This window comes from Natronorubrum halophilum (assembly GCF_003670115.1).
Lineage (GTDB): Archaea > Halobacteriota > Halobacteria > Halobacteriales > Natrialbaceae > Natronorubrum > Natronorubrum halophilum.
Genome location: NZ_QQTY01000005.1, coordinates 202,873 through 229,195, shown reverse-complemented (window position 1 = coordinate 229,195; position 26,323 = coordinate 202,873). Strand labels below are relative to the sequence as shown.

Here is a 26,323-nt window from a genome sequence, read left to right as displayed (position 1 = left end):
ACAAAGGGCGACCGTTCGGATTACGAAACCAATCTGTGTTGGCAGCAGGTGTAATATGGCCGGGTGCCATGAACGAGTATGAACGACGCAAACGCCACCCGGATGGAAGCAGCCTGCTCTCTCCTCGCGGAATCCGAGCGTCGGTACCTGCTCTATCAACTGGCGGAACACCGAGAGACGAACCTCGAGGACGTCGTGGCCCAGATCGCCGCCTGGGAATACGACGTGCGTCCGTCTCACATCGACAAGGAGACCAGGCAGCGGCTTTACGTCTCGCTGGTTCACAACCACCTGCCGCGACTCGAGGATTACGGCATCATCGAGTACGATCTGCGAAGCGGCGACGTCGTCCTCGCGAACGGGTTCGACGACATCAAGCCGCTATTGGAGCAGTTCAAACAGACCGAGGAAGACCCCGAAATCCGCCAGCTGCCGTCGCTCTGAGCCGGTTCCTCCGGCGCCCGTCGTTTTTACCCGTATCCGCGATCAGCACTACTCCATCGATTCCGCCCGCCGTTTCGAACGGCGAAACCGAAGCGGCACCGCTTCCAGCGAGCCGTCGATCGAATTTTAAATCGAAACATGTAGAAGCGCACTGGCGAGACGTTCGATATGAGTCGGTATCGGAATCTCGCACTCTTCGTGGCCCTCGCAGGCATCTGGGGCACTGCGTTCGTCGCAATCAGCGCGGGTCTCGAGTACTTTCCACCGGTACTGTTTGCAGCGTTGCGCTACGACATCGCGGGCGTCCTCATGCTCGCGTACGCGGCCGCCGCCGTCGACGACTGGTATCCGAGCGGCCGTGACGAGTGGCTGCTGGTCGCCGTCGGGGCGACGCTGTTGATCGCGGCCTATCACGCCTTCCTGTTCGTCGGTCAGCAGAACACGACGGCAGCCGCGGCCGCGATCGTCGTGAGCCTGTCACCCGTTCTGACGACCGGTTTCGCTCGAGTACTCGTCCCGTCCGACGCGCTGTCGACCGTCGGCGTCGCCGGCCTCCTCCTCGGTCTGGTCGGCGTCGGCGTGATCGCCCAACCCGATCCGTCGAACCTGCTGACGACGGACGTCATCGCGACGGCGCTGGTCTTTGCTGCGGCAACCGCGTTCGCACTCGGCGGCGTCCTCACCCGCCGTATCGACGCCGCGATCCCGATCGAGACGATGGAAGCGTGGTCGATGCTCGGCGGTGCCCTCCTGATGCACGGTGTGAGTTTCGCGCTGGCCGAGCCGATCGAGCCGTCGGCCTGGACCCATCCCGAAGCGCTCGGAGCGCTCGGCTATCTCGCGGTCGTCGCGAGCGCGATCGGCTTTCTCCTCTACTTCGATCTGCTCGAGCGACTCGGTGCCGTCGAGATCAACATGGTCTCCTACGTCGCGCCGATCTTCGCCGCGCTGGTTGGCTGGCTCTATCTGGGGGAGGTCATCGACGTAACGACCGCCATCGGATTCGGATTCATCGCCGCCGGTTTCGTCCTCGTCAAGCGCAAAGCGCTGCGCGAGGAGTTCGGGTACGTTCGACGACGCACCTCGAGCGAGTGAGCGAAATCCCCTGACTGGCGGCAATGGCCGACGCGCGAGCTACTGGCGACGGTGGTGGGCGTGTCCGACGTACAACGCGACGAGGTTCAGGAGGATGAGTCCGAGAAAGAGTCCGGCCTCGAACGACGTTGAAAGGCCGTTCGCAAGCACTGGAAGGTACAGAATCGGCAACGCGATCGCTCCCCAAAAGCCCGCCATTCGAATCGGTCCGGCGAGCGTCGGCGCCACGGTTTCGAGCGCTCCGTCGACATTCTCCTGTCCGTCGGCCGTCTCGCGGGCAGTCGCGTCCTGATCGTGAGCGGAAGGCGGGTTCGACATCGAATTAGTCAACTGTGTTTCATGGATCACTATCCCCGCGCATATATCGATGCGACCGTTTCAGTCGGTTGCGGACGATTCACCGCAACTAGGGAGTCTGAACCGATAGGTCGCGATTTTCGTCGCCGAGCGGCCGTCTCACCGTCACCCGTTCGTCGAGGATAGTGCGCCGCTAATCGATGGATACTGCCGGAAAACAATGATTACCCGCCGGAAGACGCGGCCTTCAAATAAGATCCGTGACAGTACCGAGAGCCGAAACGGACGATCGGCGAGCGGTTACTGGAAACCGATCCGACTGCCGCGACGGCCCGCCGGACCCGGTCCACCCGAGGCGCCACCCTGGAACTCCTCTTCGATCTGCTCGTAGTACTCGAGGATGTCGTCGGTGATCGTCGGTCGGACGTTCTCCATGGCCTGACGGAAGTGGCGCATCTCGACGATGTCGGCCTCGTGGTCCTCGCGCAGCGCCTCGATCGCCGACTCGCGGGCGATCGACTCGAGGTCGCTGCCGACGTAGCCGTCCGTGATCTCGGCGATCTCGCGGAGCGTGACGTCGGCGGCCAGCGGCGTCTCCTCCGTGTGAATGTCGAGGATTCGCTCGCGGCCGTCGACGTCGGGCTGGCCGATCATGACGAGGCGATCGAACCGACCCGAGCGCAACAGCGCGGGATCGATCATGTCCGGCCGGTTGGTCGCGCCAATGACCATCACGTTCTCCATCTCCTCGAGCCCGTCGAGTTCCGTGAGGAGCTGATTGACGACCCGTTCGGAGACGTTCGAGCCAGTGTCGCTGCCCCGGCCCGGTGCCAGCGCGTCGAGTTCGTCGAAGAAGATCACCGTCGGCGAGACCTGCCGCGCCTTGCGGAAGGTCTGTCTGATGGCCTTCTCGGACTCGCCGACCCACTTGCTAAGCAGTTGCGGGCCGCGCACCGAGATGAAGTTCGCGTTGGTCTCGTTGGCGACGGCCTTCGCCATCAGCGTCTTTCCGGTCCCGGGCGGTCCGTAGAGCAACACGCCGGACGGCGGATCGACCCCGAGCCGTTCGAAGCGCTCGGGGTTGTTCAACGGCCACTCGACGGACTCCTGAACCTGCTCTTTGGCGTCGTGGAGGCCGCCGACGTCGTTCCAGGAGATCTTCGGCAACTCGACGAGCACCTCCCGCATCGCCGAGGGTTCGACCTCGTTCAACGCGCCGCGGAAGTCCTGGCGCTTGACGATCATCCGGTCGATCAGGCTCGGCGGGATATCCTCCTCGTCGAGATCGATCTCCGGAAGGTACCGACGCAGGGCCTTCATCGCGGCCTCTTTGGTCAGCGACTCGATGTCGGCACCGACGAAGCCGTGGGTCTCGTCGGCGAGGTGGCCGAGCTTGACGTCGTCCGAGAGGGGCATCCCGCGCGTGTGAATCTGGAGGATCTCCTCGCGACCCACCTCGTCGGGAACGCCGATCTCGATCTCGCGGTCGAACCGGCCCGGTCGACGCAGGGCGGGGTCGACGCTGTCGACGCGGTTGGTCGCCGCGATGACGATAACTTGGCCCCGCGCCTCGAGGCCGTCCATCATCGTCAGCAGCTGGGCGACGACGCGGCGTTCGACTTCGCCGGTGACGTCCTCCCGTTTCGGTGCGATGGAGTCGAGTTCGTCGATGAAGATGATCGACGGCGACTCCTCGCTCGCGTCCTCGAAAATCTCTCGGAGTTGCTGTTCGGACTCGCCGTAGTACTTCGAGATGATCTCCGGCCCCGCGATGGAGAAGAAACTCGCGGAGGTTTCGTTGGCGACGGCTTTCGCCAGAAGGGTCTTCCCCGTGCCGGGCGGCCCGTGAAGCAAGACGCCCTGTGGCGGCTCGATCCCCAGCTTCTTGAAGATCTGCGGGTGTTTCATCGGGAGTTCGACCATCTCCCGGACGCGCTGGATCTCGCCCTGGAGACCGCCGATGTCCTCGTACGTGATCCCGCCTCCGGTCTTCTCGAAGCCCGAGATGGGCTCTTCGCGGAGTTCGACGTCGGTATCTTCGGTGATGAGAACCACCCCTTCGGGTTCGGTTTCGACGGCGATCAGGGGGATCGCCTGCCCCGGCGACCGCATGAACGGATGGTTCGTCGAGGACATCACGGGCACGATGTCGCGGCCGACGACCGGCCGTTTGAGGATCTGGCGTTTGACCATGCCAGCCGCGTCGGAACCGAACTGGACCGACGCTTCTTCCGGTGGTGCGAGGACGAGTTTGTCCGCTTTGGTCGCTTCGGCTTTCCGGATCGTCACCCGTTCGCCGATCCCCACATCGGCGTTTTGCCGGGTGAAGCCGTCGATGCGGACCGTATCCGTGTTCCAGTCCTGCCGGTCGGCGCGCCACACCTTCGCCGCGGTGGTGTCTGCACCTTCGATTTCGATGATGTCGCCCGGACTCAGCTTGAGATGCAACAGCGTGTCCGGGTCGAGTCGGGCGATACCACGACCCGAGTCGTTCGGGTATGCCTTCGCAACCTCCAGTTGAACTTCATTCATGATTCGGGGTAGACGGTGATGTCAATTACTCCGCTTCGTGAGCGGATAGGTTTTTTGCTAGCCCACGTCGTTGCCTGTGCTAGATGCTACCACATGAATCTGCGACAGGAAGCTACATAGATGTACCGGCATCGGTGGGTTTTGGTGGTACCGACAGGCGAGCAGTCGACGGACGAGAGGGGTCTCTCCAACGACTGGCTACGCGACCGTCGGCACGGACGAAAACCTGTAAATCGTTCCGTCCGACAGTACTCCTATGAGCATCCTCGCATTCGACGGCCGCATGGGCGCAAGCGGCGACATGATCCTCGCCGCGTTGCTCGACGCCGGTGCCGACCCGACCGTTCTCGAGACCGTCACGGACGCCCTCGAGGTGGAGTACCGGATCGACGAGACGGTCAAGTGCGGCATTTCCTCGACGACCGTCGACGTGTACCTGACCGGTCGCGACGGGAGCGAATCCGATCGCGTCGAGGAGGGTCACGACGACGGCGAGGGCCACGAGGATGACCACAGCCACGGCCACGATCACGAGGAGGGACACGCCGATCACAACCACGACGGGGAGACGGGTCACAGCCACGACGGTGACGCGGATCACACTCACGATCACGTCCACGCCGAAGGTCAAGGCCCCCACCGCAGCTATCTCGAGGTCCGCGAGATCGTCGAAGAACTGGCGCTCGAGCCGGCGGTCGAGCGGGACGCCCTCGCGATCTTCGAACTCCTCGGCGAGGCCGAGGCCAGCGTCCACGGCGAGTCGCTCGAGGACATTCACTTCCACGAGGTCGGAGCCGACGACGCGATCGCGGACGTCGTCGGTTCGGCGTTGTTGTGCCACGACCTCGAGCCGGCGGAAATCGTGACGACCCCGCTCGCGACCGGCGGCGGGAGCGTCTCGATGAGCCACGGGGAGTACCCCGTTCCGACGCCGGCGGTGGTCGAGATCGCCCAGCGGGCGACCTGGTCCCTTCGCGGCGGGCCGGTCGATGCGGAGTTACTGACGCCGACCGGCGCGGCGATCCTCGGACACCTCGCCGACGGCGTCGACGCGCTCCCGCCGCTCGACCTCGACGGGTCGGGCTACGGCGCTGGCGGCTACGATCTCGATCCGCACCCGAACGTCCTCCGGGTGCTGATCGGCGACGGCGGGGAACGGGGGACGCTCGCGAAGGACGAGATCGTCGTCCTCGAGACGAACCTCGACGACGCGACGCCGGAGATCCTCGGCGGTCTGCAGGAGACGCTCGCGGACGCGGGCGCGCGAGACGTGTCGATACTGCCGGTCACGATGAAGAAGTCGCGACCGGGACACCTCGTGAAGGTGATCTGCAAGCCCGCGGATCGAGAGCGGGTGGCTCGAGCGCTCGCCGAGGAGACGGGAACGCTCGGCGTTCGCGACGCGGGGGCGACCCACCGCTGGATCGCAGATCGAACGTTCGAGACCGTGACGGTGGACCTCGACGGGGAGTCCTACGAGGTGACGGTGAAAATCGCCAGCGACGCGGATGGAACGGTGTACGACGTAAGTGCCGAGTACGACGACGCGCGGGCGATCGCCGCCGAAACCGGCGTCGCGATCCGCGACGTGATCCATCGCGCCGAAACGGTCGTGCAAGCGTCTGTGGTGGACCGAGAGCGGCGCTAACACCGAGAGCGGGTCGGCGATTTCGAGAGCCGAAGCGCTGCTCGAGCAGCGGTATCGTTCGCACCGAACGAGGCCGACTCCTCGAGCGGCGTGAAGAGGGACGTTCGCGCCGAGAAAAGCCGTTACTCGTGGCCTATCCGTTTCGTATCCTCCCCGTTCCGTCGGACCGTCCGTCGGGATCGTTCGCACGGTCCGTACGGCTCTGATCCCCGCAGAGTGGCTCGATCGGGCGCGTTTTTTGGATCTGATTTCGTTCCCGAAACCACCCGTTCGAACCGAAAACAGTTCTGGCGATTTATTGCTGGCAGTGAGTGAAGTGACCGTGCCCTGCGAGGCAAACAATGAAACGGATAACACGGCAGTACGGAACGATCGGACGGACAGTGTTCGTGATCGCAATCGCAGCGGGTCTGCTCGCGCTGATCGGCGGTGCCGGGACGGCAGCGGCCCAGACCGACGTCATCGAACAGGAAAGCGACGACGCGGTGGAAGAAGAGGCCACCACCGTCGTCGAAGAGGAGGAAGTCAACGACGTTACCGAACAGGAAACCAGCGAGGTCGAAGAGGACACCGTCGAGGCCCCGGACGACGCTGAACTGCCCGAGTCAGGGGATCCGGTTACCGTGATGCCGGATCTCGATCTTTCGGGCTGGTTCGAAGCGTAATTGATCGCGCCGGAGACGGCGTATTCGGGGATCTCCGCGATCGGATTCCCGTGCGTTTCCCGTCGGTGGTCTCCACCGAAGAGCGCAACGACGATGTCCTGACGCCCGTGTTCAATTCGACGCCGACGAGGCGAGCGGCGGTTCTCGCGGCAGGGTTCTACTCACGGCGGTGTCCATCGACCGCTGGCGAGTCGAATTCGAACGACTCTACGGCAGAAAACCGGTGCTCGTTCTTCGATTCAGTCGTCGTCCCCGTCGTCGATCGGAATCGATGTTCCCGACGAGACGCTCGTCGACTGCGAGTCGCTCGTCGTCGAACTGGTGGCGACCACCGAGTCGGCGGCGGAGTTCGTCCCCGACGAAACCGACCGAGTGACGCTCGCGTGCGCGTCGCCCGTCGACCGGACGACGGTCGTCGACTCCGAGCGAGTCGTCCCGTCGGATACCGCCGTCGCGGATACCGACACGTCGGCCTCGACGTCGGTGATCACCTCGACGTTCGTCGCGCCGGTGTCGGGATCGGTCCCGTGGGTCACCGCTCCCCACGGAAACGTCGTCGTCTCGGCTCTCGGCTCAGTGGTAGCCGCCTCGTCCGCTACGTCGGTAGCCGTCGTCACCGAGAGCGAGACGCCGCCCTCGGCCTCGAGGGTTATTTCAACGTTCGTGTCGCCGGTTTCGGAATCGGTCTTGTGGGACACCGTTCCCCACGAGAATTCGATTTCTGTCATGGTGTTTGCGAGAGTCTCGAGCGGTCGTCAACAGCGGACCCCGTAGAGCCGACCACGAGAGTGACAGCGTTCGGGGTACTGGCACCGATGCTCGCGTGCAGTGGGCGCGTGAACTCCCACGACCGCCGTCCGTGGGCCACCTCGGAGCGTCCGCCACCGCGAGCGGGACGGTGGTCCACGCTACGTCGACGGTCTTCCCGACTCGTGTTGAAGGCCCGGAATCGTTTCGTCTGTAGTCGCGCCCTGATCGACGCGGTAGCCTCGTCCGGACGTTCGAAGCGGCCGGATACTGCCGGCTGATGGCGACGCAGGGCAACTCGTCCGCCGCTCGCCGACTCGCGCGGCAGCCGGATGCGGGCGAGCGCTCCCGAGGGGCGGTCTCGAGAAGGGCAAAGGCGAACGCTCGAGCTCACCGACCTGCTGGCCTCGCATCGTGGGACGAGAGCGACGTCGATGGTCCCTTCAGCCCTCGAGACACGGCGGAACGCGCTGCAAACCCGAAGCGAGTGATCACAGACCCCTCGAAGGATGCGGGGGATACGCCGCGAACCCTGCAGCGACGCTGGCGAGCAGATGCGACGCGACGAAGGCGTGGACTTTCGGGTCGAATTGCGGGTTCCGATACCGACGAGGGCGAAGCGCAGTCGCTATGCTGGATCGGTGTCCGTTCAAAAAATACAGAACTCTGAAATCGCTACTGAGAGCGGTTATCCGAGGATGTCGAGGAGTTCGATGATCTCGACAGCGAATCCGACATCGATGGTGTTGTCACCGGAGGTTGCGGTCGAGTCCGCATCTACGTCAGCATTGTTACCCTGAGCGACGTTCTGATCCTGCTCGACTGCAGACGCTGCTTCAGCGCCGGTGGACGACGAGGAAGCGTCACCGCCCTTCATCTTGTCGTGCCCGTTATCATTGTACGAAGACGCGTCCGCGAAGGCACCGGAGACGCCGATCTGTTCGTTGTCGTTCTCCTGTTCAACTTCGACATCCGTTACCGCCGTGGCGTCGCCGGTGGTCTGATCGACAGATATGTTACCGTCCTGTGCCGCTGCTGTTCCCGCGAACCCCATGAACATGAGGCCACCGACCAGTGCCATCGTAAGCGTGAGTGCAAGTGTTCGTTTCATTGCTAGGTATTCGGACGCTTGCATCACACGTCTCGACTCGCGTGCAGCAATCGGCTGCCAAAGAGACGGTTGTTTCGCACGTTCAGTGCTGTGACGCAATGCCCACTCGAGGCACATCATCGCCCGGCACTTATAGCCGGAGAACAGTTCCGAGGGAAGTAACGGATTAGCGCGCTGTAAGGGATTTTTTGATCGGCTCGAGTGACTGTCTACTATTCGTATGGGTCTCCCCGCAGTCGGCGCGATGGTCGTCTTCGAAGAGCGAGCGAACGGCAGTCCGAGATCCGTCGCGTGGCACACTTTCCGACGGCACAATGGCCGGCCTACAGGCCGGAAACCGGTTGCGTTCGCCTCCCCACTGCAGAAACGGTCAGTGTCGAGGCGGGGCGATCCGTCGCTCGGAACGCTTCGCGAGATTTGCCGAGTCGATCGACAAAGACGCCACGGTCCCGTCAATCGACGGTATCGGAACCGAAGTCCGGGCGGGCAGTCTCGAGGGAAGCGATCGAACCGATCGGGCGGACGACGGGACGTCGAGCCCTGCGAGCCGTGAGCCGTGAGTGAGCGAGAACCGCGGACTACGATGGGCGTGTAACTCGTTGCAGTTGTTACTGTCGTCGCGACGCTATCCGTCGAAGCGCCTGAAATAAAATGGTTGTCGGTAACCGCTACGGCCGGCGATTACAGGAACTCGCCGAGCGCAATGTCGACCGCGATGCTGTTGTTACCGGACGCTGCGTCCGAGTCCGCATCTACGTCGGCGTTGTTACCTTGAACGACGGTCTGATCCTGCTCGACTGCAGACGCTGCTTCAGCGCCGGCGAACGACGAGGAAGCGCCACCGCCCTTCTTCTTGTCGTACCCGTCATCGTTGTACGAAGACGCGTCCGCGAAGGCACCGGAGACGCCGATCTGATCGTTGTTGTTCTCTTGGTCAACGTCGACGTCAGTTGTCGCAGTGGCATCGCCGGTGGTCTGATCGACAGATATGTTACCGTCCTGTGCCGCTGCTGTTCCCGCGAACCCCATGAACATGAGGCCGCCGACCATCGCTACCGTCAGTGTGAGTGCAAGTGTTCGTTTCATTTCCATGGTTTGTCACATCGAACTGATTCGGACGCTTGCATCACACGTATCCCCTGTGTGACCGCGGAGATACGACATTTCTTCGTCTCCGAGTTTGTGACGCAATGTCCACTTGAGGCCCATCACTGCCTCTCACTTATAGCCGGAGAACAGTTTCGAGGGTATAACTGGATTAGAACGCTGTAACACGCCCTTTGATCGATATGAGTGACTATCAACCTCTCGGACGGGTTTTTCTGTCGCCTGTAGATTGCCACTATCTTCCGGACCGACCAACGTCGGTGTACACGCTGCTCGTGGATACCAGTTCGGTCGCTCGTGATACGACGTTCAGCGGCTCCTACACTCCCGCGTCCGCTACCGGCTGGCCTCGAGAACCGGCTGTCGTCCCGGTTTTCGTCAGCGCGACGGGACGGTATCGACGCCAGTGTAGCGCCGATCGGTGCTCCGAGAACGCCGAGCGAAAACACCACTCGACGGCGCAAAGCTCCGTCTACAGGAGCTGTGATCACCGTATCCAATACCGACGGACATCGTTTCCGGGTCACGCTACCGATCGATCGACGATAGCCGCCGCCGTATCGGGGCGGAGAGTTCCGACACCGAGTCACGTCGATCGCTCTCCGGACCCGTCGTAGGGACGGCCCGGAAGTCCGCCGGCGCACTCGCGAACTCGAGACGATCACCGATGGCGCGATTCGGGAGGAACCAGTTTTCGATCTCACGCGGGCGCGACCACGTACGGTTCGATACTGGACCTGCGAACAACCGATTCCCCTTCGCGGCGAGCGTCCGCGGGTTCGGTATCGTTCGCGGACACCGGTACTCGGGTTCCGATCGTTTGCCCATCTCGACTCGCGTCAGTCGTCCCATCGCGGGACAGGTTGGACCCGTCGACGTTCGAGACACGCGGACCCCGTCGGCGGATTCTCGTGTCCGTCCCCGTTCGTACGCGCTGTCGAGGCCGTTCGATCGACTCGTGACCCGGCCTCCGGTCGGCGGGCTCCGATCCGGACGTTCGAGCGGAAGCGGAGCGGACCGAACTGCTCCGCGGCCGTCCGTCGCAACGCGGGAGTCAGTGGCGTCCACGATGCCGTCGCCGTCGGATCGACATCGGGACGTGCCCGTTGCTCGTTGTTCGAGTCCAAGGGTGCGGCGCAGCGGAAGCGACGAGGATGAATGGGACCGACGACCGGGCGATCCTCGACCGCCAGACGCGTGCCTGCGGCTCGAGTCGGTCACGGGGACAACGAACGCGACGCGCGGCGGGGCTACGTCGTCCCTCGAGGCGGGCCTCGCGAGCCCTCGAAGCGATGGATACGCCAACCCCACAGCTATCGTGCAGTGACGCTCCGTAACTCCGCACCCCAAGAAAAAATCGATCGTGTCGTGGAATCGTTACCGAGAGTGGTTATGCGCCTGCTGGGAAGATACCGTCCAGGAGCGCGCTGATATCGACAGAGATGGTGTTGTCACCGGACGTCGCGGTCGACGTCGCGTCTACGTCGGCGTTGTTACCCTGAACGACGGTCTGATCCTGCTCGACTTCGGAGGCCGCTGCAGCGCCAGTATCACCAGATCCGGATGCACCCGCAGCCGCGCCGGAGATGCCGATCTGGTCGTTGGAGTTCTCTTGGTCAACGTCGACGTTAGTTGTCGAAGTGGCATCGCCGGTGGTCTGATCGACTGATATGTTACCGTCCTGTGCCGCTGCTGTTCCCGCGAACCCCATGAACATGAGGCCGCCGACCAATGCTACTGTGAGTGTGAGCGCAAGCGTTCGTTTCATTTCCATGTTGAGTCACGTTACTTTCATGGACATGTTCATCACACACACCCTTCGATGGGTGACAGGCAGCTACTTGCAAACCTGCATCTGCTGTATGCGACACACTGTCCACTCGAGGCTCACCACTGTGTCTCACTTATAGCCGGAGAACGGTTTCGAGGAAATTAGCGGATTAAAGGACTGAAACGCTATTCTTGGTCAGTGTACGTGACTAACCCCTGTTCGCGTCTGTTCCCGTCTTCTCACCAGCTACTCCGGTGTCGATTCTCGTTCCAATAGTTTCTCCGTACACCGGTTCCGAACTTCCTGATAGCGACCGCCTACGCGACTTCCGAGAGCCTCACGAGTCGGGGTGAAACAGTACAGTAGTGGACTCTTAGGAATCGATCCTCGGTCTCGGTCACCGACTAACGACGCGTCTCCCTTCGTCGATTGATACCACGAAACCGCGTATTATACGCGTCCGATCCGCACCACCCTCACCCCTGCCCGGCGAACGTGCCGTTCAACTGGCCTCCACCGAGCCACGAATCGGTTGATACGATCGATCGACGGGTCCGGGCACCTCGAGAAACGCACGACCGTCGGACACGAGAACGACGGACCGGCCGCGGCCTTTTCGAGCCGAAACGACGCGACACCGATCGGCGATCGGTATCGGAGTTGGCAGTCGATCTACAGACCCGCACTCGAGTCTCGAGGCTGTAGTCGAGCGGACACCGGTCGCCGCTGAACGGTACATTCGTGGCCGTGACCGTCCGCTTTCCGTGAAAAAAGTGTTTGGCACTCGATCATGTGATGGTCGATATGAACCGACGAGATATCCTCTGTCTCGGTACCGGGATCTGTGTCAGTGTCACCGCCGGCTGTCTCGGCAGTAACGGAGATTCCGCGGGTAGCAACGCCGACGACGAGTCGCTGTGGACCACGGGGAGTACCGACGAGCAGGACTCGAACGACTCCGGCTCGCCGGACGACGACCCCACAGCGCAGTTCACGATCGGCGACCCCTCGGAAACAGGCGCATCCCACACCATGTACGTCCGGAACGAGACGGACGACGAGCGATCGATCACGGTACAGATCGACCGCGACGGGGAGTCCGTCCTCGATCGAACCGAGGACGTTCCGGCCGACGCGTTTCTCGAGATCGTCCTCGCCGAGTCGGGAACTTACGAAGCGGCCGTGGAGTCCGAGACGATGCGCACCACCACGTCGATCACCCGCCCGGACGACGACTGCGAGGAATCCAGGACGCTCGTGACGCTCCGGGACGGCGGGATCGAAACGGACACGTCGATACGCTGTTGATCGGGCGGTATCGAGCGAGCGAGACGACGGTCGACGAGCGTTCGTGACGAGACACGGCCGGAATCCGATCATCGTGTGGCCGTAGCGCGCGGTCCGTAGCATGTAGGCACTCGTATCCCCGACGAGCGATGCCGCTGATCGACGAGAACGGGACCTCTTCGGCTCCATCAACGTCATCGACGCGCTCGTCGTCGTGTTGCTCGCCGTCCTCGCCACGGGAGTCGCGGGCTTTGGAGCCCGGGAAGCGACGGCGAACCGGCGACGGGGTACGCGACCATCGACCTCGGCGAGCGACCCGATCACGTGGTCAACCGGATCGGCGAGGGTGACGCCGCGACGGTCGACGGCTCCGGCGACGCGATCACGGTGACGGGCGTCCGGGTCGTCCCGCGGTGGGTGGAAAAACACCACCCGATCAGCGGTGACCGTCGGAGCGGCAGTCGACGGGTCAAAGTCGCTCACGGTCCTCGGCTATCCCGGTCATCGGGACGCGTCCACGGCGAGCCTCGGCGGTTACGGATCGGTCTCCGGAGACACGTGTCGTCGCCGGACCCGTACGCAAACCCGTCCCCGCTCCGGACTGCCGAGAGACTGCTCGAGGGCTACACCCGCGGCTACCCGCGCCAGCAATCACCCGCCTCGCGAGCGCTTTCGGGTTTCGAGACGAGGGCGAGAGCCTTCCTTGAGAGCGGTTGCTCGCCCCCGTCCACGCTCACCCGAGGACGTCAGTTGTCTCCGGGGATCGTTTGGTCGCGGCGGTCGTCTCGCCGGGGATCGCCGCATCGTCGGGCACGATCAACCGCCGTTCGGTGTACTCGAGGCCGTTCTTTCGCTCGGTTCGCTTTCGGACCGCGAGCCGGTGCTTCGAGAGGTCCAACGCGGCGTCGATCGTCCTCGAGACCAGCTTCTTCGCGTAGGTTTCGCTCGTTCCCGGCTCCTGTCTGCGGATCCAGTGTTTCAGATCGGTCGCCTTGAGATACGCCTCGATACCCTTACAGCCGGATTCCCAGGGATCGTCGCCGACGCTCGAGTCGCGCCGAGCCTTCCAGAGCTTCGCGGCGAGGCGCGTCGGGAGCGAGTTCGCCGTCGACCGGCGCATCTCCTCGTCCATGCGCGCGAGTTGCTGGATCGGCAAGAGGTCCCCGTAGGCCAGCGAGACGCTGCCGCCGTCGAGGGGATCGGCGGTGTCCGGAAGTCGGAAATAGGCGCGGCCGTCGTCCTTCGTGATCCGCTCGAGGCGATTCCCGCGGACGTCGAGTTCGTGTTCGTCGACGGTGTCGACCCGGAGGTGCGCCCCCTTCTCGAGTTCGCGCGACTGCAGTTCGCGGAGCCGCGTCTTGTTGGCGTTCGCTTTCTTCAGGACCGCCCGGGTTTCTCGAGCGGCGGTCGTGACGGCGGTCTCGAGGCCGTCGAGTGCCGTGTCGTGGTCCTCGAGTCGAGCAACTCGCTCTCCGGCCCGTCGGGCGTGAATCGCGCCCTGTCGATCCCGTTCGAGACGACCTCGATCCGACTCGAGACGCCGAACTCCCGCACCCGATCGCGATCGGCGTCCGTGTAGCAAAACACCACGTCGGCCTGATCGAACGTCCAGCGTCCGAGCGACCGCAGGTACAGGTCGAACACCCACTCCGGGGCGTTCTGCGAGTAGAGTCCGTGGTTCGTGATCGCCAACGGAACGTCTCCGAGGAACCGCTTCAGAGCGGCCAGGTTCGTCGCGAAGTAGAGGTGCGAGTGGGCGTGCATCACGTCGAAATCGTCGGCGTCGGCGAGATACTGCGCGAGTCCGGGACTGATATCGTTCCCCAGTAGATTCGCCGCGGGGTCGTACCGCACCACCGTGTATCCGTCTCGCTGTTCGATGTGGGGCAGTTCGGGGTCGGTCCGGACCGTCAACACGGTTACGTCGTGTCCCATCGCGGCCTGATCGCGACTCATCGCGTGGACGTGGTACGGCCCGCCGCCTTTCACGTCCGGATAGACCTTCTGTGCGACCCGTAAAATCCGCATTATCGAACCGTCTTCCGGGACGCGGATATGTCGTTCGATCCCTCCCGGTGCCGCGTGATCTTCCACACGTCCTCGAGCATCCCCTAAACCTGCCGAACAACGATCTGCAGGCCGACCCACGGCGATCGCTTCGAAAGCACTCCAGACCACCGCGACTTCTCGCTCGGGCCGCTGGCGTCTGTCCGCGCCCGATCTGATACGGAACGGGGCGTCCCACGACCGGGATGGGCGGACCGAGCGCGCGCTCAGTTAGTCGTGGACGTCGACGACCCGTCTGTCTGCGCCCCTTGCTCGACAATTCGCCCGGTTTCGTCCCGCAGTCGCTCCTCCGCGCGGTCTCGATCCTCGGGGTAGCCGACATCGACGCGCCACCCGTCCATGCGGATCGCGTCGATGGTGCGTCCCGACTGGATGAGCAGGTCGACCGCGTCCGAGAGTTCGTACTCGCCGCGATCGGAGGGCTGCACGAGGTGACAGGCGTGGAAGATCGCCGGGGTAAACGTGTAGAATCCCGTCATCACGAGGTTCGACGGCGGATCGTCCGGCTTTTCGACGACCTCGACGATCTCGCCGTACTCGTTCGTATCGAGGACCCCGTACCGAGACGCCTCCTCGTACGGCACTTCCTCCACGAGGAACGCCGCGTCGGCGCGGTCCTCTCGCTGGCGGTTCATCACGTCCTCCAGGTTTGCCCGGAAGACGTTGTCGCCGAGCATGAGCATGAAATCGTCGTCGATGAGCGATTCCACCTGCAACATCGCGTGGGCGAGCCCGAGCTGTTCGCGCTGGTGGGCGTACGTGATCGGGACGCCCCTGTAGGAGTCGCCGTACCGGTCCATGACTTTCTCTTTCAGGTAGCCGACGACGACGATCAGCTCGTCGGCACCGGCCGCGAGCAGATTATCGAACACGTCCTCGATGATCGGCCGTCCGTCGACCTCGACGAGCGCCTTCGGTTTCTCTTCGGTCAGCGGCCGGAGCCGGGTCCCCTTTCCTGCCGACAGGACGACAGCTTGCATGTGCGATGGCCCACCTCGAACGACGGTAAATAGCTATCCCCTGAGGCGGACGGCCTCGAGTAGACGGTGCGTCACGGGCGGTTCGACCCCGTCGAAAGCGGGTGGACGGCCCGTGGCGGTCGTCCGCCGGCGCTCGAGTCAGTCGGAGGCGCGCGGATTCCACTCCCCGCCGAGTTCCGCTCGCGTGGACGTCTCGAACGACCCGCGTTCGAAGACCGTTACGCGGCCGGTCTCCTCGCTCAGCGTCAGCGTCGAGATCACGTTCGGCCGTCGGGAGGTGTCGAGCGCGCTCATGTGGCGCGACCCCATCCAGTCTTCGTACTCCGACTGCGCGGCATCGATGCCCTCGAGATCGCCGGGCGTGAGGTCCCGAAAGCGAACCATCTGTTCCTGGACGACGCCGTCGACGCTGATGACGAGCGCGCCGTCTCGGGTCATCGCGACCTCCCGTGCCGTCTCGAAGAAGATCTGGATGTCCAGACAGACGTCGCGACAGCGATCCGTGGGCCACCGGTTTCGTCCCATCGGATCGGCGAAGTTCGCGACCGACGGTCCCGTGACGACGGCGACGTACAGTCCCGGCCCCTTGACGTACCGTTCGTCCCAGCGATCGAAGTCCAGGCTGACCGACTCGAGCGAGTGGGTGAGACAGTCGACCAGTTCCCGAACCCCGTCGTGGGTCTCGTAGGCGATCCGGAGGTCCTCATCCATACGGGTCGTTCGAAACGGGTCCCCGTAACCTCGTTGCCTGAACGGGGAGCCCGCCGTCCGTCGAACTGACGACGATGACGCGCGTCGAACGATGCCGGCCGCGCGACCGATAGTAGCCACTGAACGTCACTGCACACCCGACCGCACAGCCGTCGTTCGATCGGTGGATGACTAGTTTCAGCTGTTACTGTCGGCACCGCCGCGGAGTGCGTCGGGGAGAAACGGAGCCACGTCGCCGTGGACGAACTCGATGTAGTCGTCGTTCAACCGCCTGCAGAACAGCCGAAGTTCGCCGTTCGACCGGATGGTCTCGAGTTTCGCCTGCCCGGACCCGGCGTCGTAGTAGGCGGGGACGAGCACGGCCGTCTCGCTGTCCGGATCCTTTTCGACGACGAGCAGGTAGATCGTACTGCCGCCCTCCGCACGGAACACGTCTACGTCCGCGAACGCGCAGTCCTCGGTCAGCGACTCGAGGTCCTCGTACTCGGGTCCCGGGAGGACCACGTCGAGACCCGTTCGCATCTCGGAGTCCACGAGCACGGAGTCTCCGGGGTGGAGTTCGAGGGCCGTCCAGCCGCGGTCGCGATACTCGTCGGCGGTCACCGCCATGTCCTCGATGACCGCTTGCCAGCCGGACTGGGCCTGCACGTTACCGGGGGCGTCACCTGCCGGGTCCTCGTTCATGTCCCCACGGCGTGCGCCGTCGGAGATAAACGTTGCCCAAGTCCCATAAGCTATTTCTTCGCTGCCTCGAGAACTGGTTCCAGTGACTGACCTTCTATCCCTTTCCGGACTTCGCACGCAGTTCGACACCAAACGCGGCGCGGTGAAAGCGGTCGACGGCATCGACCTCACGATCGAGGAAGGCGAGACCGTCGGCCTCGTCGGCGAGTCCGGCTCCGGAAAGAGCGTGACAGCACTCTCAGCGATGGACCTCGTGGACGACCCGGGCGACGTCGTGGACGGACGGGTGTCCTTACGGCGCGCGGACCTCGCCGCGGACCTCGCAGCCGAGTTCGACGGTGCCGTCGTCCCGTACCCCTTCGAACTCGTGGACGCGGTCCGAGAGATCGTCGCGGATCTCCGCGTCGGCGACGGGGGCGACTCGACCGAGTCGGAGCTGCGCGGCATGGCCGCCGATCTCACCGGCCACGACGACCCTGCGGCGCTCGCGCCGGCCCTCCGGGACGCCGCCGATCGACTCGACGGTGGCGCGACCGAGTCCGTGGTCGCGGACGCGCTAGCGGACGCCGTCGAGGACGCTGCCGACGGGTTCGTCTACCTGGATACGGCGGCGCGCGAGCGATTCGAGAACGGGACGACCGCCGAATCGATTACCGTCGAGGACGGCGTCATCGACCTGACGGACGCGCCCGAAGAGGCGATGCGGAAGGTCCGCGGTAGCGAGATGGGGATGATCTTTCAGGACCCGATGACGTCCCTGAATCCCGCGGTGACCGTCGGCGAGCAGGTCGCGGAGTCACTGCGACTGCACCAGTACGGCGAACGGAAGCGGGACACGTGGCTGAACGCCGTTCGGGAGATGCTTCCGAAAATCGGCGGTCGCGAGCATGACGAGGAGGTCATGGCGGACGTCGTCGAGATCCTCACGGAGGTCGGGATCCCGGAAGCGACCACGCGCCTCGAGGAGTACCCCCACGAGTTCTCCGGCGGAATGCGCCAGCGCGTACTCATCGCCATCGCGCTCGCGTGCCGGCCGAGCCTCCTCATCGCCGACGAGCCGACGACGGCTCTCGACGTGACCATCCAAGCCCAGATCCTGGACCTCATCGACGACCTTCAGGACGAGTTCGGGATGTCGGTGCTGATGATCACCCACGACCTCGGCGTGGTCGCGGAGACCTGCGACCGCGTCGCGGTGATGTACGCCGGCGAAATCGTCGAGGAGGGCCCCGTAGAGGAGATCTTCTACAACCCGAGCCATCCGTACACGTACACGCTCCTCGAGTCCATCCCGACGGAGGAGAAAGACCGCCTGACGCCCATCGAGGGCAACGTTCCCGACCTCATCGACATGCCCGACGGTTGCCACTTCGCGGATCGTTGCCCGTGGGCCCAACCCGAGTGTCGCAACGGCGAGATTCCGTCCCTCCAGCACGGGCCGGAGGACGTCGACCACCGGTCGAAATGCATCCTCGAGAACTTCGACGAGAGCGAGTACGGGTCGACGGACGTCCCGTCCGCGACCGAACACGATATCGGTGAACCGATCGTCGAACTCCACGAAATGCGGAAGTACTACGGACAGGAGGAGGGGCTCTTCGACCGATTCGTCGGCGAGCAGCCGAGCGTGAAGGCCGTCGACGGCGTGAGCTTCGACGTGTACGAGGGCGAAACGCTCGGACTGGTCGGCGAGTCCGGCTGCGGGAAGTCGACTGCGGGCCGCGCCATCCTCCACCTCAACCCGCCGACGGACGGTACGGTGGTGTACGCCGGTGAAACCCTCGGGGATCTCTCGAAGTCGGAGCTTCGGGAGAAGCGCAAGGACATGCAGATGGTGTTTCAGGATCCGATGTCGAGTCTCGATCCGCGGATGACCGTCGGACAGACCATCATGGAGCCGCTGAAGATTCACGGGCTCCCGGAGTCAGATCCCGACGTGGTGACGCGCGCAGACGTCTCGACGACTGGCATCTCCGCGGACGCGGTGTCCGTCGACGTCGCGGACGACGTGGATGCGTTACTCGGGAGTACCGACGGGGAGACCGTCGTCCCCGTGGGCGTCACCGTGGTGGACGGCGACGTTACCGTGGACGTCGGGGGCGGCCGCGCCGGCACGACCGAAGGTACGCGCGAAGACGATGGCCGCGTCACGAGCGTGCACGTCGACGCCTCCGTGAGCGCCTCGAAGCGCGTGCTCCGCCGCCACCGTGTCCTCGATCTCCTCGAGGAGGTCGGACTCGACGAGAGCCAGTACGGCCGCTACCCCCACGAGCTCTCCGGCGGGCAACGCCAGCGCGTCGGTATCGCTCGCGCCCTCGCCGTGGACCCGGACTTCATCGTCGCCGACGAGCCGGTGTCGGCCCTGGACGTATCGGTGCAGGCCCAGATCATCAACCTCTTGGAGGACCTGCAGGAGGAGTTCGGACTGACGTACCTGTTCATCGCCCACGACCTCTCGGTCGTCCGGCACATCTCGGACCGCGTGGCGGTGATGTACCTCGGCGAAATCGTCGAGATCGCGATGACGGACGAACTGTTCGCGAACCCGAAACACCCGTACACCAACGCGTTGCTGTCGGCGATCCCCGAACCGGATCCCCGGGCGGACACTGCCGACCGTACCATCCTGAAAGGTGACGTGCCGTCCCCCATCGACCCGCCGTCAGGCTGCCACTTCCGGACGCGGTGTCCGTCGATCATCCCGCCCGAGAACCTCGACATCGAACAGGAGCGCTACCGCGAGGTCATGTTTTACCGACAGCGCGTGGAGTCCCGCGACATCGACCTCGAGGCGGCCCGGGAGGCCGCGACCAGTGAGAAGCCGATGGCTCGCGCGGTCGCGGACGGCGGTAGTGATTTCGCCGCTGCGCTCAATGCACAGTTCTTCGACGCGCCGCTGTCGGGTCGCGCTCGCGAGGCGGTCGAGGAGTCCTATCGTCACCTCGATGACGGCGACTGGGAAGCTGCCGAGGCCGTCCTCGCGGACGCGTTCGAGAGCGTCTGTGAGCGGCGCAACCCCGCACTCGACGATAGCGAACATCCGACCGCCTGCCACATCTTCACCGACACCGAGTAATCGACCGAGCACGATGCGGCGTTATTCGATCGACCGCGAAACGCTGATTCGGTGGCGCGCGTCAACGGCGCGAATCCGGGGCCGTCTCAGATCCCACTGTGCGATCCCACCGGATGCTAGTACATAGATCACAAAACGAGCCAGAATCTGTAAATCGAGATCCGCCTCTCCATATCGATCGGTAGTATTATCATTGCTGATGCAAGGAATAGTGTTATGTCAGGTAATGGCAATCAGGTATCCAGGCGTAGTTTCCTAAAGTCTGCCGGTAGTGCGACAGTTGTTGCAACCGCGGCGACCTCCATTTCCGGGTGTCTCGGCGATAGTGGTAACGGCAGCGGCACGCTCCGGTACGGCCGCAGCTCGCACTCGGAAACCCTCGACCCGCAGGGCGCGACCAGCGGCGAGGTTGCGAAAGTCACCAACCAGATTTACGACGGCCTTATCGGTTTCGAGCCCGGCGAGGCGGCCATCACGGAAAGCCTCGCGACCGACTGGTCGATGGACGGCGAGGAGGTCACGCTCGAACTGCGCGAGGACGCACAGTTCGATGACGGCACCGACGTCACCGCAGACGACTTCATCGCGACCTACCGACGGTTCGTCGACGAGGACTACGAGCACTACTCCGATGAAGCGTCCGCGTACGGGCCGTTCACGCTCGGAAGCTGGATCGACTCCGTCTCGGCCGACGGCGATTACACGCTGAACATCACGCTCACACAGCCGTACACACCGTTCCTGCGCAACCTCGCGATGTTCGCCGCCGTCGTTCTCCCGAAGGACGACATCGAGGACGGTTTCGACTTCGCCTCGGACGCCAACGGCGCCGGTCCGTTCCAGCTCGAGGAACTCGACGATTCGAACGGCCGCATTCTGCTCACATCCAACGACAACTACTGGGGCGACGGCCCGAACGTGGATGAACTCCTGTTCATCGAGAAAGGACAGAACTCCACGCGCACGCAGGCTCTCATCGAAGGAGAACTCGAAATCATCGACAACCTCGGCCCCGACAACATCGGAACGGTCGAGGATTCTGACGACGTCGAAGTCCAGTCCGGACAGGGGATCAACATCGGGTACATGTCGTTCAACCAGTCCCGCGTGGAGGAGTTCCGCGATCCCAAGGTCCGGCAGGCGATCAGTTACGCGATCGACACTGAATCCATCGTCAACGAAGTCTACTCGGGCATCGCCGAGCAAGCCGACCAGCCGTGCCCGCCGGCCCTCTTCGGACACAACGACGACCTCAGTCCGTACGCCTACGACACTGACGAGGCACAGTCCCTGCTGGAGGAGGCCGGGTACGGTGACGGTTTCTCCTTCGACCTGACGACGTTCCGGAACGCCCGCGGCTACAACCCGGCGCCGGGTTCGACGGCAGAGACTATCCGGACGAATCTAAGCGAGATCGGCATCGACGTTACGATCGACGAGCGCCAGTTCTCGGATTACCTCACGTACACCTCCGAAGGGAAACACGACGCGTCTCTGGCCGGCTGGTATACGGACAACGCCGACCCGGACAACTTCTATTACGTCCTCCTTCACCCGCAGGTCGACTCTCCCGACGGGCAGGACTGGGTGGACTGGAGTACGGAGGACTACAACACGTCCAACCGGAGTGCGTGGGCGAATCAAGAGTTCATGGACCTCGTCGAGGATGCCCAGCGGACGGAAGACCAGGAGGAACGCGCTGACCTCTACCACGAGGCGGCCCAGATCGCCCACGACGAGGCCCCGTGGGTCTACATCGACTACGCCGACGAAATCCGCGGCGTCCGAAACAACGTCAACAACTACACCATCTCGGCCATCGGTGGCCCGCACCTCCATCTGGTCGAACTCGAGTAACGCGCCCGGGTGACGGGAGCTTTTTAAGGTATCAAACGTACCTCCGAATAATGGTATCAAAGCGGTTCATTACCAAACGGCTGCTGTTGCTCGGTCCGGTGCTGTTCGGAGTGGCGACAGTGGTCTTCGCTATCCTCCATCTCTCGCCGGGAGACCCTGCGGTAGCCATCGCGGGCGAACGTGCGAGTCAAGAATTCATCGACCAGATTCGAACCGACCTCGGGTTCAACGACCCGTTGTGGCAGCAGTACATCCGATTCCTTCAGAATACTGCGACGCTCGAGTTCGGGGAGTCCTACCAGATTCGTCGCGGCACCGACGTCAGTGAAATCCTCGCCGATCGGCTCCCGATCACCGTCGAGCTCGCCGTCCTCGGCCAGATTGCGGGCCTGCTGTTCGGGCTCCCGCTCGGAATCCTGAGCGCCGTCAAGAAGGACACGTTGACCGATCACTTCTCCCGAATTGGGGCGCTCACCGGTATCAGTATCCCCATCTACTGGAGCGGTCCGCTCCTCATCCTGCTGTTCGCACAGGTATTGGGCGTCCTCCCGACGAGCGGTCGTATCGGATCGACGCACTTCATCGACTCGAGCACCGGGTTCATCCTCGTCGATACCCTCCTGGCAGGAGACATGGCGGCGTTTCAGTCCGCTGCCCGCCATCTGTTCATGCCCGTCGTCGTCCTCGGCGTCTACTCGATGGCCTTCATCTCCCGAATGATGCGGTCGTCGATGCTGGAAGTCGTCCGGCAGGACTACATGCGGACGGCCCGCGCGAAAGGACAGGGCGCGAAGACGACGATCATGAAACACGGGCTCCGGAACGCCTTCATCCCCGTCATCACCATCATCGGTATCCAGTTCGGGTCGATGCTCGGCGGCTCCGTACTGACCGAGACCGTCTTCCAGATCAACGGTATCGGGACGCTGCTCGTGGACGCCATCAGTAAAAGCGACTACCCGGTGGTACAGGCGACCGTCCTCGTCTTCGCGTTCATGTATACAGTAGTAAACCTCTTCGTCGATATCACGTACTCCATCCTCGACCCACGGATCGATCAATGAGCACGGAAACCCAATCCCAATCGTCAGACGTCGAACGCAGCACCGTCGAGCGCATCCGCACCAACCCGTTCCTCACGGAACTGTTATCGAATCGAATTGCCGTCGTCGGCCTCAGCCTCATCGTCGGGATGTTCCTCGTCGCCATCTACGCTCGAGTCGCCTACAACCTCGACGCCATCATCGGCACGCAGTTCGAAGCGAACCCGACGAAGGTGGGCCCGAGCATCGAGTTCTGGTTCGGGACGGACGGGCAGGCCCGCGACATCTTCCCGCGCGTGCTGTACGGCGCGTGGTACGCGCTGAAGTTCGGGACCGCGACCGTCCTCGCGTCCACGGTCCTCGGAATCACTGCCGGCATCGTCGCGGCGTACTACGGCGACCTCACCGATAACGTCATCATGCGGACGATGGACGTGCTCCTGTCGTTCCCGTCGCTGTTGCTGGCGCTCGCACTCGTCAGCATCTTCCCCGAGTCGATGGGACTGTGGCGCGCGGTCATCGCGCTCACGCTCGTGTACACGCCGCGGTTCGCCCGGGTCGTCCGCGGCGCCGCGCTGAAAGTCCTCGAGGACGAGTACATCGAGGCGACGCGTGCGCTCGGTGCGAACGACCCGCGGCTGTTAATTCGTCACGTCCTGCCGAACTGTCTGGCGCCGATCACCGTCCAGTCGACGCTGAACTACGGTCTGGCCATCATCGACATCGCGGCGCTGTCGTTCCTCGGCTTCGGCGCGAAGCGCGGCGACCCGTCGTGGGGGATGATGCTCGCCGAGGGCGTCGACAAGGGGCTGTTCTCGGGCGCGTGGTGGTGGTCGTTCTTCCCCGGCCTGTTCCTCGCGCTCACGGTACTCGGATTCAACCTCCTCGGCGACGGGATGCGAGACGCCCTCGATCCCCGCATGCGAGATGCCGTCGACTGATTCCAGCGTCTTGGTCTCGCCGGCCCGCCGCGAGCGCGTCCACCGACTCGCGGTCGCCACGGTTCGCTGGGTGTCCGTCGGGGCCGCCCTCGGGGTGGCCGTCTCGCTGGGCTTGCTCGCGGTCTGGACGCCGCGGGCCGCGACCGACACGGCGTTCGCGCTCGGTGCGCTCGTCCTCGGGTTCGGCGTCACCGCGTGGTCGACGGCGGTCGGTCTCGGGCGCACTATCGAGGGGATGCGGGACCGACTCGACGTGAGTTCCGGGTGGACCGAGGCCAGTGCTCGCGAAGCGTTCTTCGTGTTGTCGTGGACGGGCGTGGGTTGGGCCGTCGCCGCGGCCGCCTGTGCAGTCGCGCTCAGCGTCTGATCGCCGCCTTGTCGCCGCTCCGTCTCTCGTTCTCGTCGATGTGGTCGACGATCGACAGGAAACCACGACCGCCCCTCCCGACACGACCGCACATCCGGCGACTGGTCCTTCGAACGACCGCCGAACGGATGTGTCGAGGATCCCACCCGGAGACGGCCACGGGAATCTGTCAGTGCCGTCGAGACGAATCGATCGTCCGTCCGCACCGTCCGGGTGACTTTTGGTAACCGCGAACCGACTCGAGAACGATGCTGACGAAGGACCTGCTCCGCGTTTCCCGGGCCGGTGGCGGCTACCATCCCCAGTTCGCCGGCCGAGAACACCGGCCGCTCGCCGCCCGCGTTATGGGGACGTTTCAGGGCCACGTCGGCGAACCCCGATCGGCGCTCGAGGAGGCGCTCGCCGATCTCGAACGCGACGCCGACGACTTCAAACTCGTCCGCGGCTTCGCCGCGTTGCTCGAGCGCGAGGCGACGTTCGAAACCGACGCGGCGGTCGATCCCGAACGCGCCAGAAAGGCGGCCTTCGAGGCCGCCGAAGCGGTCGATGTCGTCACCGAGGACGAGCGAGCGATGGCGCTCGTCCGCGCCGGCGAGTCGCTCGACGTCTCGGCGGACGCCCTCGAGAGGGCGCTGTACGCGGACCTCGAGGAACGCCAACTCCTCACCGCGGTGGACTCGCGGTGGGACCCCGACGACCTCGTGGCGCAGTACAATCTCTCGCTGGCCCAGACGGCGCTGTTCGACGCGACCGAACTCCGGGTCCGCTCGAGCGATCCGAAAGCGCTGGTGTCGGCGATCAAGCGACTGCGATTGATGTACGAGATCCGTCGACTCGATGACGAGGCACAACGCGCCTCGAAAGCGAACGGTGAACCCGCGATCGAGGACGCCGACGGAAATGGGGACGGCGGGATCGCCCGGCGCGAGGTCGTCGTCACCGGTCCGACTCGCCTCTTTCGGGCGACCCGCCGGTACGGCACCCGTTTTGCGCGGCTCCTGCGAACCGTCGCGCAGAGCGGGGCGTGGTCGCTCGAGGCGACGATCGACGACCGCGGCACCGAGCGAACGCTCGCGCTCTCCAACGCCGATCCCGTCCGCGTCCCCGACGCGGAACCCGTCGCCGACGTTTCCTTCGACAGTAGCGTCGAGGCCGACTTCGCCGGACGGTTTTCGACCCTCGACCTCGAGTGGAATCTCGTGCGCGAACCCGCGCCGCTCGCGACGGGAACGCGGGTGATGATCCCGGACTTCGCGTTCGATTACGATCCGACGGGCGCTGCCCGACGGGGATCGCCGTCCGACGCCGGCGGCGAACGCGGCGAGTTCCGCGTCTACTTCGAGATCATGGGCTTTTGGACCCCCGAGTACGTCGCGAAGAAGCTCGCACAGCTCGATGATCTCGAGGACGTCGAACTGATCGTCGCCGTCGACGAATCGCTGGGCGTCGGTGAAGAAATCGCCGCCCGCGACTTTCGGGCGATTCCCTACTCGGGGACCGTCCGCCTGAAAGACGTCGCCGGCGTCCTCCGGGAGTACGAACGCCAACTCGTCGCCGAAAGCGCTGCTGCGCTGCCCGACGAGTTGCGACCGAACGACGACGTCGTCTCGCTCGAGTCCCTCGCCGCCCGCCGCGGCGTGAGCGAGGACGCGCTCGCGGATACGGCGTTTCCCGACCACGAGCGGGTGGGACGAACGCTGATTCGGCCGTCGGTCCTCGAGTCGCTCGCCGCCGATCTCGAGGCCGGCATGGACCTCGCCGCGGCGGAGGACGTGCTCGAGGCGTCCGGGGTCACCGACTCGAGCGCGTTCCTCGCCGAACTTGGCTATCGCGTCGAGTGGGAGGGGCTGGCCGGCGGCACGGTCGTCGAGCGCTAATCGGATCGCGCTTCGA

21 protein-coding genes and 1 pseudogene are annotated in these 26,323 nt (G+C 64.1%); 11 read left to right on the top strand and 11 right to left on the bottom strand.

Annotation, left to right across the window (positions count from 1 at the left end):
* The first annotated feature begins 78 nt into the window (after positions 1 to 78).
* The gene (locus tag DWB23_RS19955) at positions 79 to 444 is read left to right on the top strand and encodes a DUF7344 domain-containing protein (RefSeq protein ID WP_121744542.1); all 366 of its coding nucleotides are present in this window, start codon (positions 79 to 81) and stop codon (positions 442 to 444) included.
* Between the two features lie 168 nt (positions 445 to 612).
* Positions 613 to 1,539, top strand: coding sequence for a DMT family transporter (locus tag DWB23_RS19950; RefSeq protein WP_121744541.1), 927 nt, complete (start codon positions 613 to 615; stop codon positions 1,537 to 1,539).
* Between the two features lie 39 nt (positions 1,540 to 1,578).
* Here the strand turns inward: DWB23_RS19950 and DWB23_RS19945 are convergent, their stop codons facing one another.
* Positions 1,579 to 1,857, bottom strand: coding sequence for a hypothetical protein (locus DWB23_RS19945; protein ID WP_121744774.1), 279 nt, complete (start codon positions 1,855 to 1,857; stop codon positions 1,579 to 1,581).
* Between the two features lie 279 nt (positions 1,858 to 2,136).
* A complete protein-coding gene (locus DWB23_RS19940; protein WP_121744540.1) occupies positions 2,137 to 4,368 on the bottom strand; it encodes a CDC48 family AAA ATPase in 2,232 nt (743 codons plus the stop codon).
* A 256-nt stretch (positions 4,369 to 4,624) separates the two neighbouring features.
* On the opposite strand from DWB23_RS19940, the gene larC reads away from it, so the two are divergent.
* Both larC and DWB23_RS19930 read left to right on the top strand, forming a co-directional pair.
* Positions 4,625 to 6,016 (top strand): nickel pincer cofactor biosynthesis protein LarC, encoded by a 1,392-nt coding sequence (larC, locus tag DWB23_RS19935; RefSeq protein ID WP_121744539.1) that lies wholly within the window; start codon positions 4,625 to 4,627, stop codon positions 6,014 to 6,016.
* A 341-nt stretch (positions 6,017 to 6,357) separates the two neighbouring features.
* The gene (locus DWB23_RS19930) at positions 6,358 to 6,681 is read left to right on the top strand and encodes a hypothetical protein (protein ID WP_121744538.1); all 324 of its coding nucleotides are present in this window, start codon (positions 6,358 to 6,360) and stop codon (positions 6,679 to 6,681) included.
* Positions 6,682 to 6,920: 239 nt separating this feature from the next.
* Here the strand turns inward: DWB23_RS19930 and DWB23_RS19925 are convergent, their stop codons facing one another.
* From DWB23_RS19925 to DWB23_RS19895, 4 genes are all read right to left on the bottom strand, one after another.
* Positions 6,921 to 7,409, bottom strand: a complete 489-nt coding sequence (locus DWB23_RS19925) for a hypothetical protein (RefSeq protein WP_121744537.1) — start codon at positions 7,407 to 7,409, stop codon at positions 6,921 to 6,923.
* A gap of 707 nt (positions 7,410 to 8,116) precedes the next feature.
* A complete protein-coding gene (locus DWB23_RS19920) occupies positions 8,117 to 8,539 on the bottom strand; it encodes a hypothetical protein (RefSeq protein WP_121744536.1) in 423 nt (140 codons plus the stop codon).
* Positions 8,540 to 9,220: 681 nt separating this feature from the next.
* The gene (locus DWB23_RS19910) at positions 9,221 to 9,631 is read right to left on the bottom strand and encodes a hypothetical protein (protein ID WP_238717518.1); all 411 of its coding nucleotides are present in this window, start codon (positions 9,629 to 9,631) and stop codon (positions 9,221 to 9,223) included.
* 1,405 nt (positions 9,632 to 11,036) lie between these two features.
* Positions 11,037 to 11,420, bottom strand: a complete 384-nt coding sequence (locus DWB23_RS19895) for a hypothetical protein (RefSeq protein ID WP_338067832.1) — start codon at positions 11,418 to 11,420, stop codon at positions 11,037 to 11,039.
* A gap of 801 nt (positions 11,421 to 12,221) precedes the next feature.
* Here DWB23_RS19895 and DWB23_RS19885 point away from each other — a divergent pair.
* Positions 12,222 to 12,725 (top strand): hypothetical protein, encoded by a 504-nt coding sequence (locus DWB23_RS19885; protein ID WP_121744771.1) that lies wholly within the window; start codon positions 12,222 to 12,224, stop codon positions 12,723 to 12,725.
* Between the two features lie 712 nt (positions 12,726 to 13,437).
* On the opposite strand, the gene DWB23_RS19880 is transcribed toward DWB23_RS19885, so the two are convergent.
* From DWB23_RS19880 to DWB23_RS19860, 5 genes and pseudogenes are all read right to left on the bottom strand, one after another.
* On the bottom strand, positions 13,438 to 14,286 hold the full coding sequence (locus tag DWB23_RS19880; protein ID WP_238717517.1) for a hypothetical protein: 849 nt from the start codon (positions 14,284 to 14,286) through the stop codon (positions 13,438 to 13,440).
* Positions 14,256 to 14,639: pseudogene (locus DWB23_RS19875) on the bottom strand (glycosyltransferase family 4 protein); the annotation flags it as partial. The gene DWB23_RS19880 and the pseudogene DWB23_RS19875, both read right to left, overlap by 31 nt.
* 338 nt (positions 14,640 to 14,977) lie before the next feature.
* A complete protein-coding gene (aglF, locus tag DWB23_RS19870; protein ID WP_121744531.1) occupies positions 14,978 to 15,751 on the bottom strand; it encodes a UTP--glucose-1-phosphate uridylyltransferase AglF in 774 nt (257 codons plus the stop codon).
* Between the two features lie 138 nt (positions 15,752 to 15,889).
* Positions 15,890 to 16,462: a diadenylate cyclase gene (locus DWB23_RS19865; RefSeq protein ID WP_121744530.1), complete on the bottom strand. Its 573-nt coding sequence runs from the start codon at positions 16,460 to 16,462 to the stop codon at positions 15,890 to 15,892.
* A gap of 177 nt (positions 16,463 to 16,639) precedes the next feature.
* Positions 16,640 to 17,146 (bottom strand): DUF7529 family protein, encoded by a 507-nt coding sequence (locus DWB23_RS19860; protein ID WP_121744529.1) that lies wholly within the window; start codon positions 17,144 to 17,146, stop codon positions 16,640 to 16,642.
* Between the two features lie 82 nt (positions 17,147 to 17,228).
* Between DWB23_RS19860 and DWB23_RS23795 the strand changes: the two genes are divergently transcribed.
* From DWB23_RS23795 to DWB23_RS19830, 6 genes are all read left to right on the top strand, one after another.
* Positions 17,229 to 20,222, top strand: a complete 2,994-nt coding sequence (locus DWB23_RS23795) for a dipeptide ABC transporter ATP-binding protein (protein WP_121744528.1) — start codon at positions 17,229 to 17,231, stop codon at positions 20,220 to 20,222.
* A 216-nt stretch (positions 20,223 to 20,438) separates the two neighbouring features.
* Complete coding sequence (locus DWB23_RS19850; protein ID WP_121744527.1) at positions 20,439 to 22,079, top strand: ABC transporter substrate-binding protein; 1,641 nt, start codon at positions 20,439 to 20,441, stop codon at positions 22,077 to 22,079.
* Between the two features lie 50 nt (positions 22,080 to 22,129).
* Positions 22,130 to 23,143 (top strand): ABC transporter permease, encoded by a 1,014-nt coding sequence (locus DWB23_RS19845; protein WP_121744526.1) that lies wholly within the window; start codon positions 22,130 to 22,132, stop codon positions 23,141 to 23,143.
* Positions 23,140 to 24,063: an ABC transporter permease gene (locus DWB23_RS19840; RefSeq protein ID WP_121744525.1), complete on the top strand. Its 924-nt coding sequence runs from the start codon at positions 23,140 to 23,142 to the stop codon at positions 24,061 to 24,063. Before DWB23_RS19845 ends, DWB23_RS19840 begins: the two co-directional genes overlap by 4 nt.
* Positions 24,050 to 24,430, top strand: coding sequence for a DUF7268 family protein (locus DWB23_RS19835; RefSeq protein ID WP_121744524.1), 381 nt, complete (start codon positions 24,050 to 24,052; stop codon positions 24,428 to 24,430). The genes DWB23_RS19840 and DWB23_RS19835 overlap by 14 nt, the downstream gene beginning before the upstream one ends.
* A 248-nt stretch (positions 24,431 to 24,678) precedes the next feature.
* Complete coding sequence (locus DWB23_RS19830) at positions 24,679 to 26,307, top strand: DUF790 family protein (RefSeq protein WP_121744523.1); 1,629 nt, start codon at positions 24,679 to 24,681, stop codon at positions 26,305 to 26,307.
* Positions 26,308 to 26,323: the final 16 nt, after the last annotated feature.

Excerpts from the sequence above, each read along its gene's own strand:
- DWB23_RS19950 (WP_121744541.1), top strand. The coding sequence starts at position 613 with ATGAGTCGGTATCGGAATCTCGCACTCTTCGTGGCCCTCGCAGGCATC.
- DWB23_RS19850 (WP_121744527.1), top strand. The coding sequence starts at position 20,439 with ATGTCAGGTAATGGCAATCAGGTATCCAGGCGTAGTTTCCTAAAGTCT.
- DWB23_RS19940 (WP_121744540.1), bottom strand. The coding sequence starts at position 4,368 with ATGAATGAAGTTCAACTGGAGGTTGCGAAGGCATACCCGAACGACTCG.
- DWB23_RS19930 (WP_121744538.1), top strand. The coding sequence starts at position 6,358 with ATGAAACGGATAACACGGCAGTACGGAACGATCGGACGGACAGTGTTC.
- DWB23_RS19925 (WP_121744537.1), bottom strand. The coding sequence starts at position 7,409 with ATGACAGAAATCGAATTCTCGTGGGGAACGGTGTCCCACAAGACCGAT.
- DWB23_RS19845 (WP_121744526.1), top strand. The coding sequence starts at position 22,130 with ATGGTATCAAAGCGGTTCATTACCAAACGGCTGCTGTTGCTCGGTCCG.
- DWB23_RS19860 (WP_121744529.1), bottom strand. The coding sequence starts at position 17,146 with ATGAACGAGGACCCGGCAGGTGACGCCCCCGGTAACGTGCAGGCCCAG.
- DWB23_RS19895 (WP_338067832.1), bottom strand. The coding sequence starts at position 11,420 with ATGGAAATGAAACGAACGCTTGCGCTCACACTCACAGTAGCATTGGTC.
- DWB23_RS19910 (WP_238717518.1), bottom strand. The coding sequence starts at position 9,631 with ATGGAAATGAAACGAACACTTGCACTCACACTGACGGTAGCGATGGTC.
- larC (WP_121744539.1), top strand. The coding sequence starts at position 4,625 with ATGAGCATCCTCGCATTCGACGGCCGCATGGGCGCAAGCGGCGACATG.
- DWB23_RS19830 (WP_121744523.1), top strand. The coding sequence starts at position 24,679 with ATGCTGACGAAGGACCTGCTCCGCGTTTCCCGGGCCGGTGGCGGCTAC.
- DWB23_RS19840 (WP_121744525.1), top strand. The coding sequence starts at position 23,140 with ATGAGCACGGAAACCCAATCCCAATCGTCAGACGTCGAACGCAGCACC.
- aglF (WP_121744531.1), bottom strand. The coding sequence starts at position 15,751 with ATGCAAGCTGTCGTCCTGTCGGCAGGAAAGGGGACCCGGCTCCGGCCG.
- DWB23_RS19955 (WP_121744542.1), top strand. The coding sequence starts at position 79 with ATGAACGACGCAAACGCCACCCGGATGGAAGCAGCCTGCTCTCTCCTC.
- DWB23_RS19945 (WP_121744774.1), bottom strand. The coding sequence starts at position 1,857 with ATGTCGAACCCGCCTTCCGCTCACGATCAGGACGCGACTGCCCGCGAG.
- DWB23_RS19865 (WP_121744530.1), bottom strand. The coding sequence starts at position 16,462 with ATGGATGAGGACCTCCGGATCGCCTACGAGACCCACGACGGGGTTCGG.
- DWB23_RS19920 (WP_121744536.1), bottom strand. The coding sequence starts at position 8,539 with ATGAAACGAACACTTGCACTCACGCTTACGATGGCACTGGTCGGTGGC.
- DWB23_RS19835 (WP_121744524.1), top strand. The coding sequence starts at position 24,050 with ATGCCGTCGACTGATTCCAGCGTCTTGGTCTCGCCGGCCCGCCGCGAG.
- DWB23_RS19885 (WP_121744771.1), top strand. The coding sequence starts at position 12,222 with ATGAACCGACGAGATATCCTCTGTCTCGGTACCGGGATCTGTGTCAGT.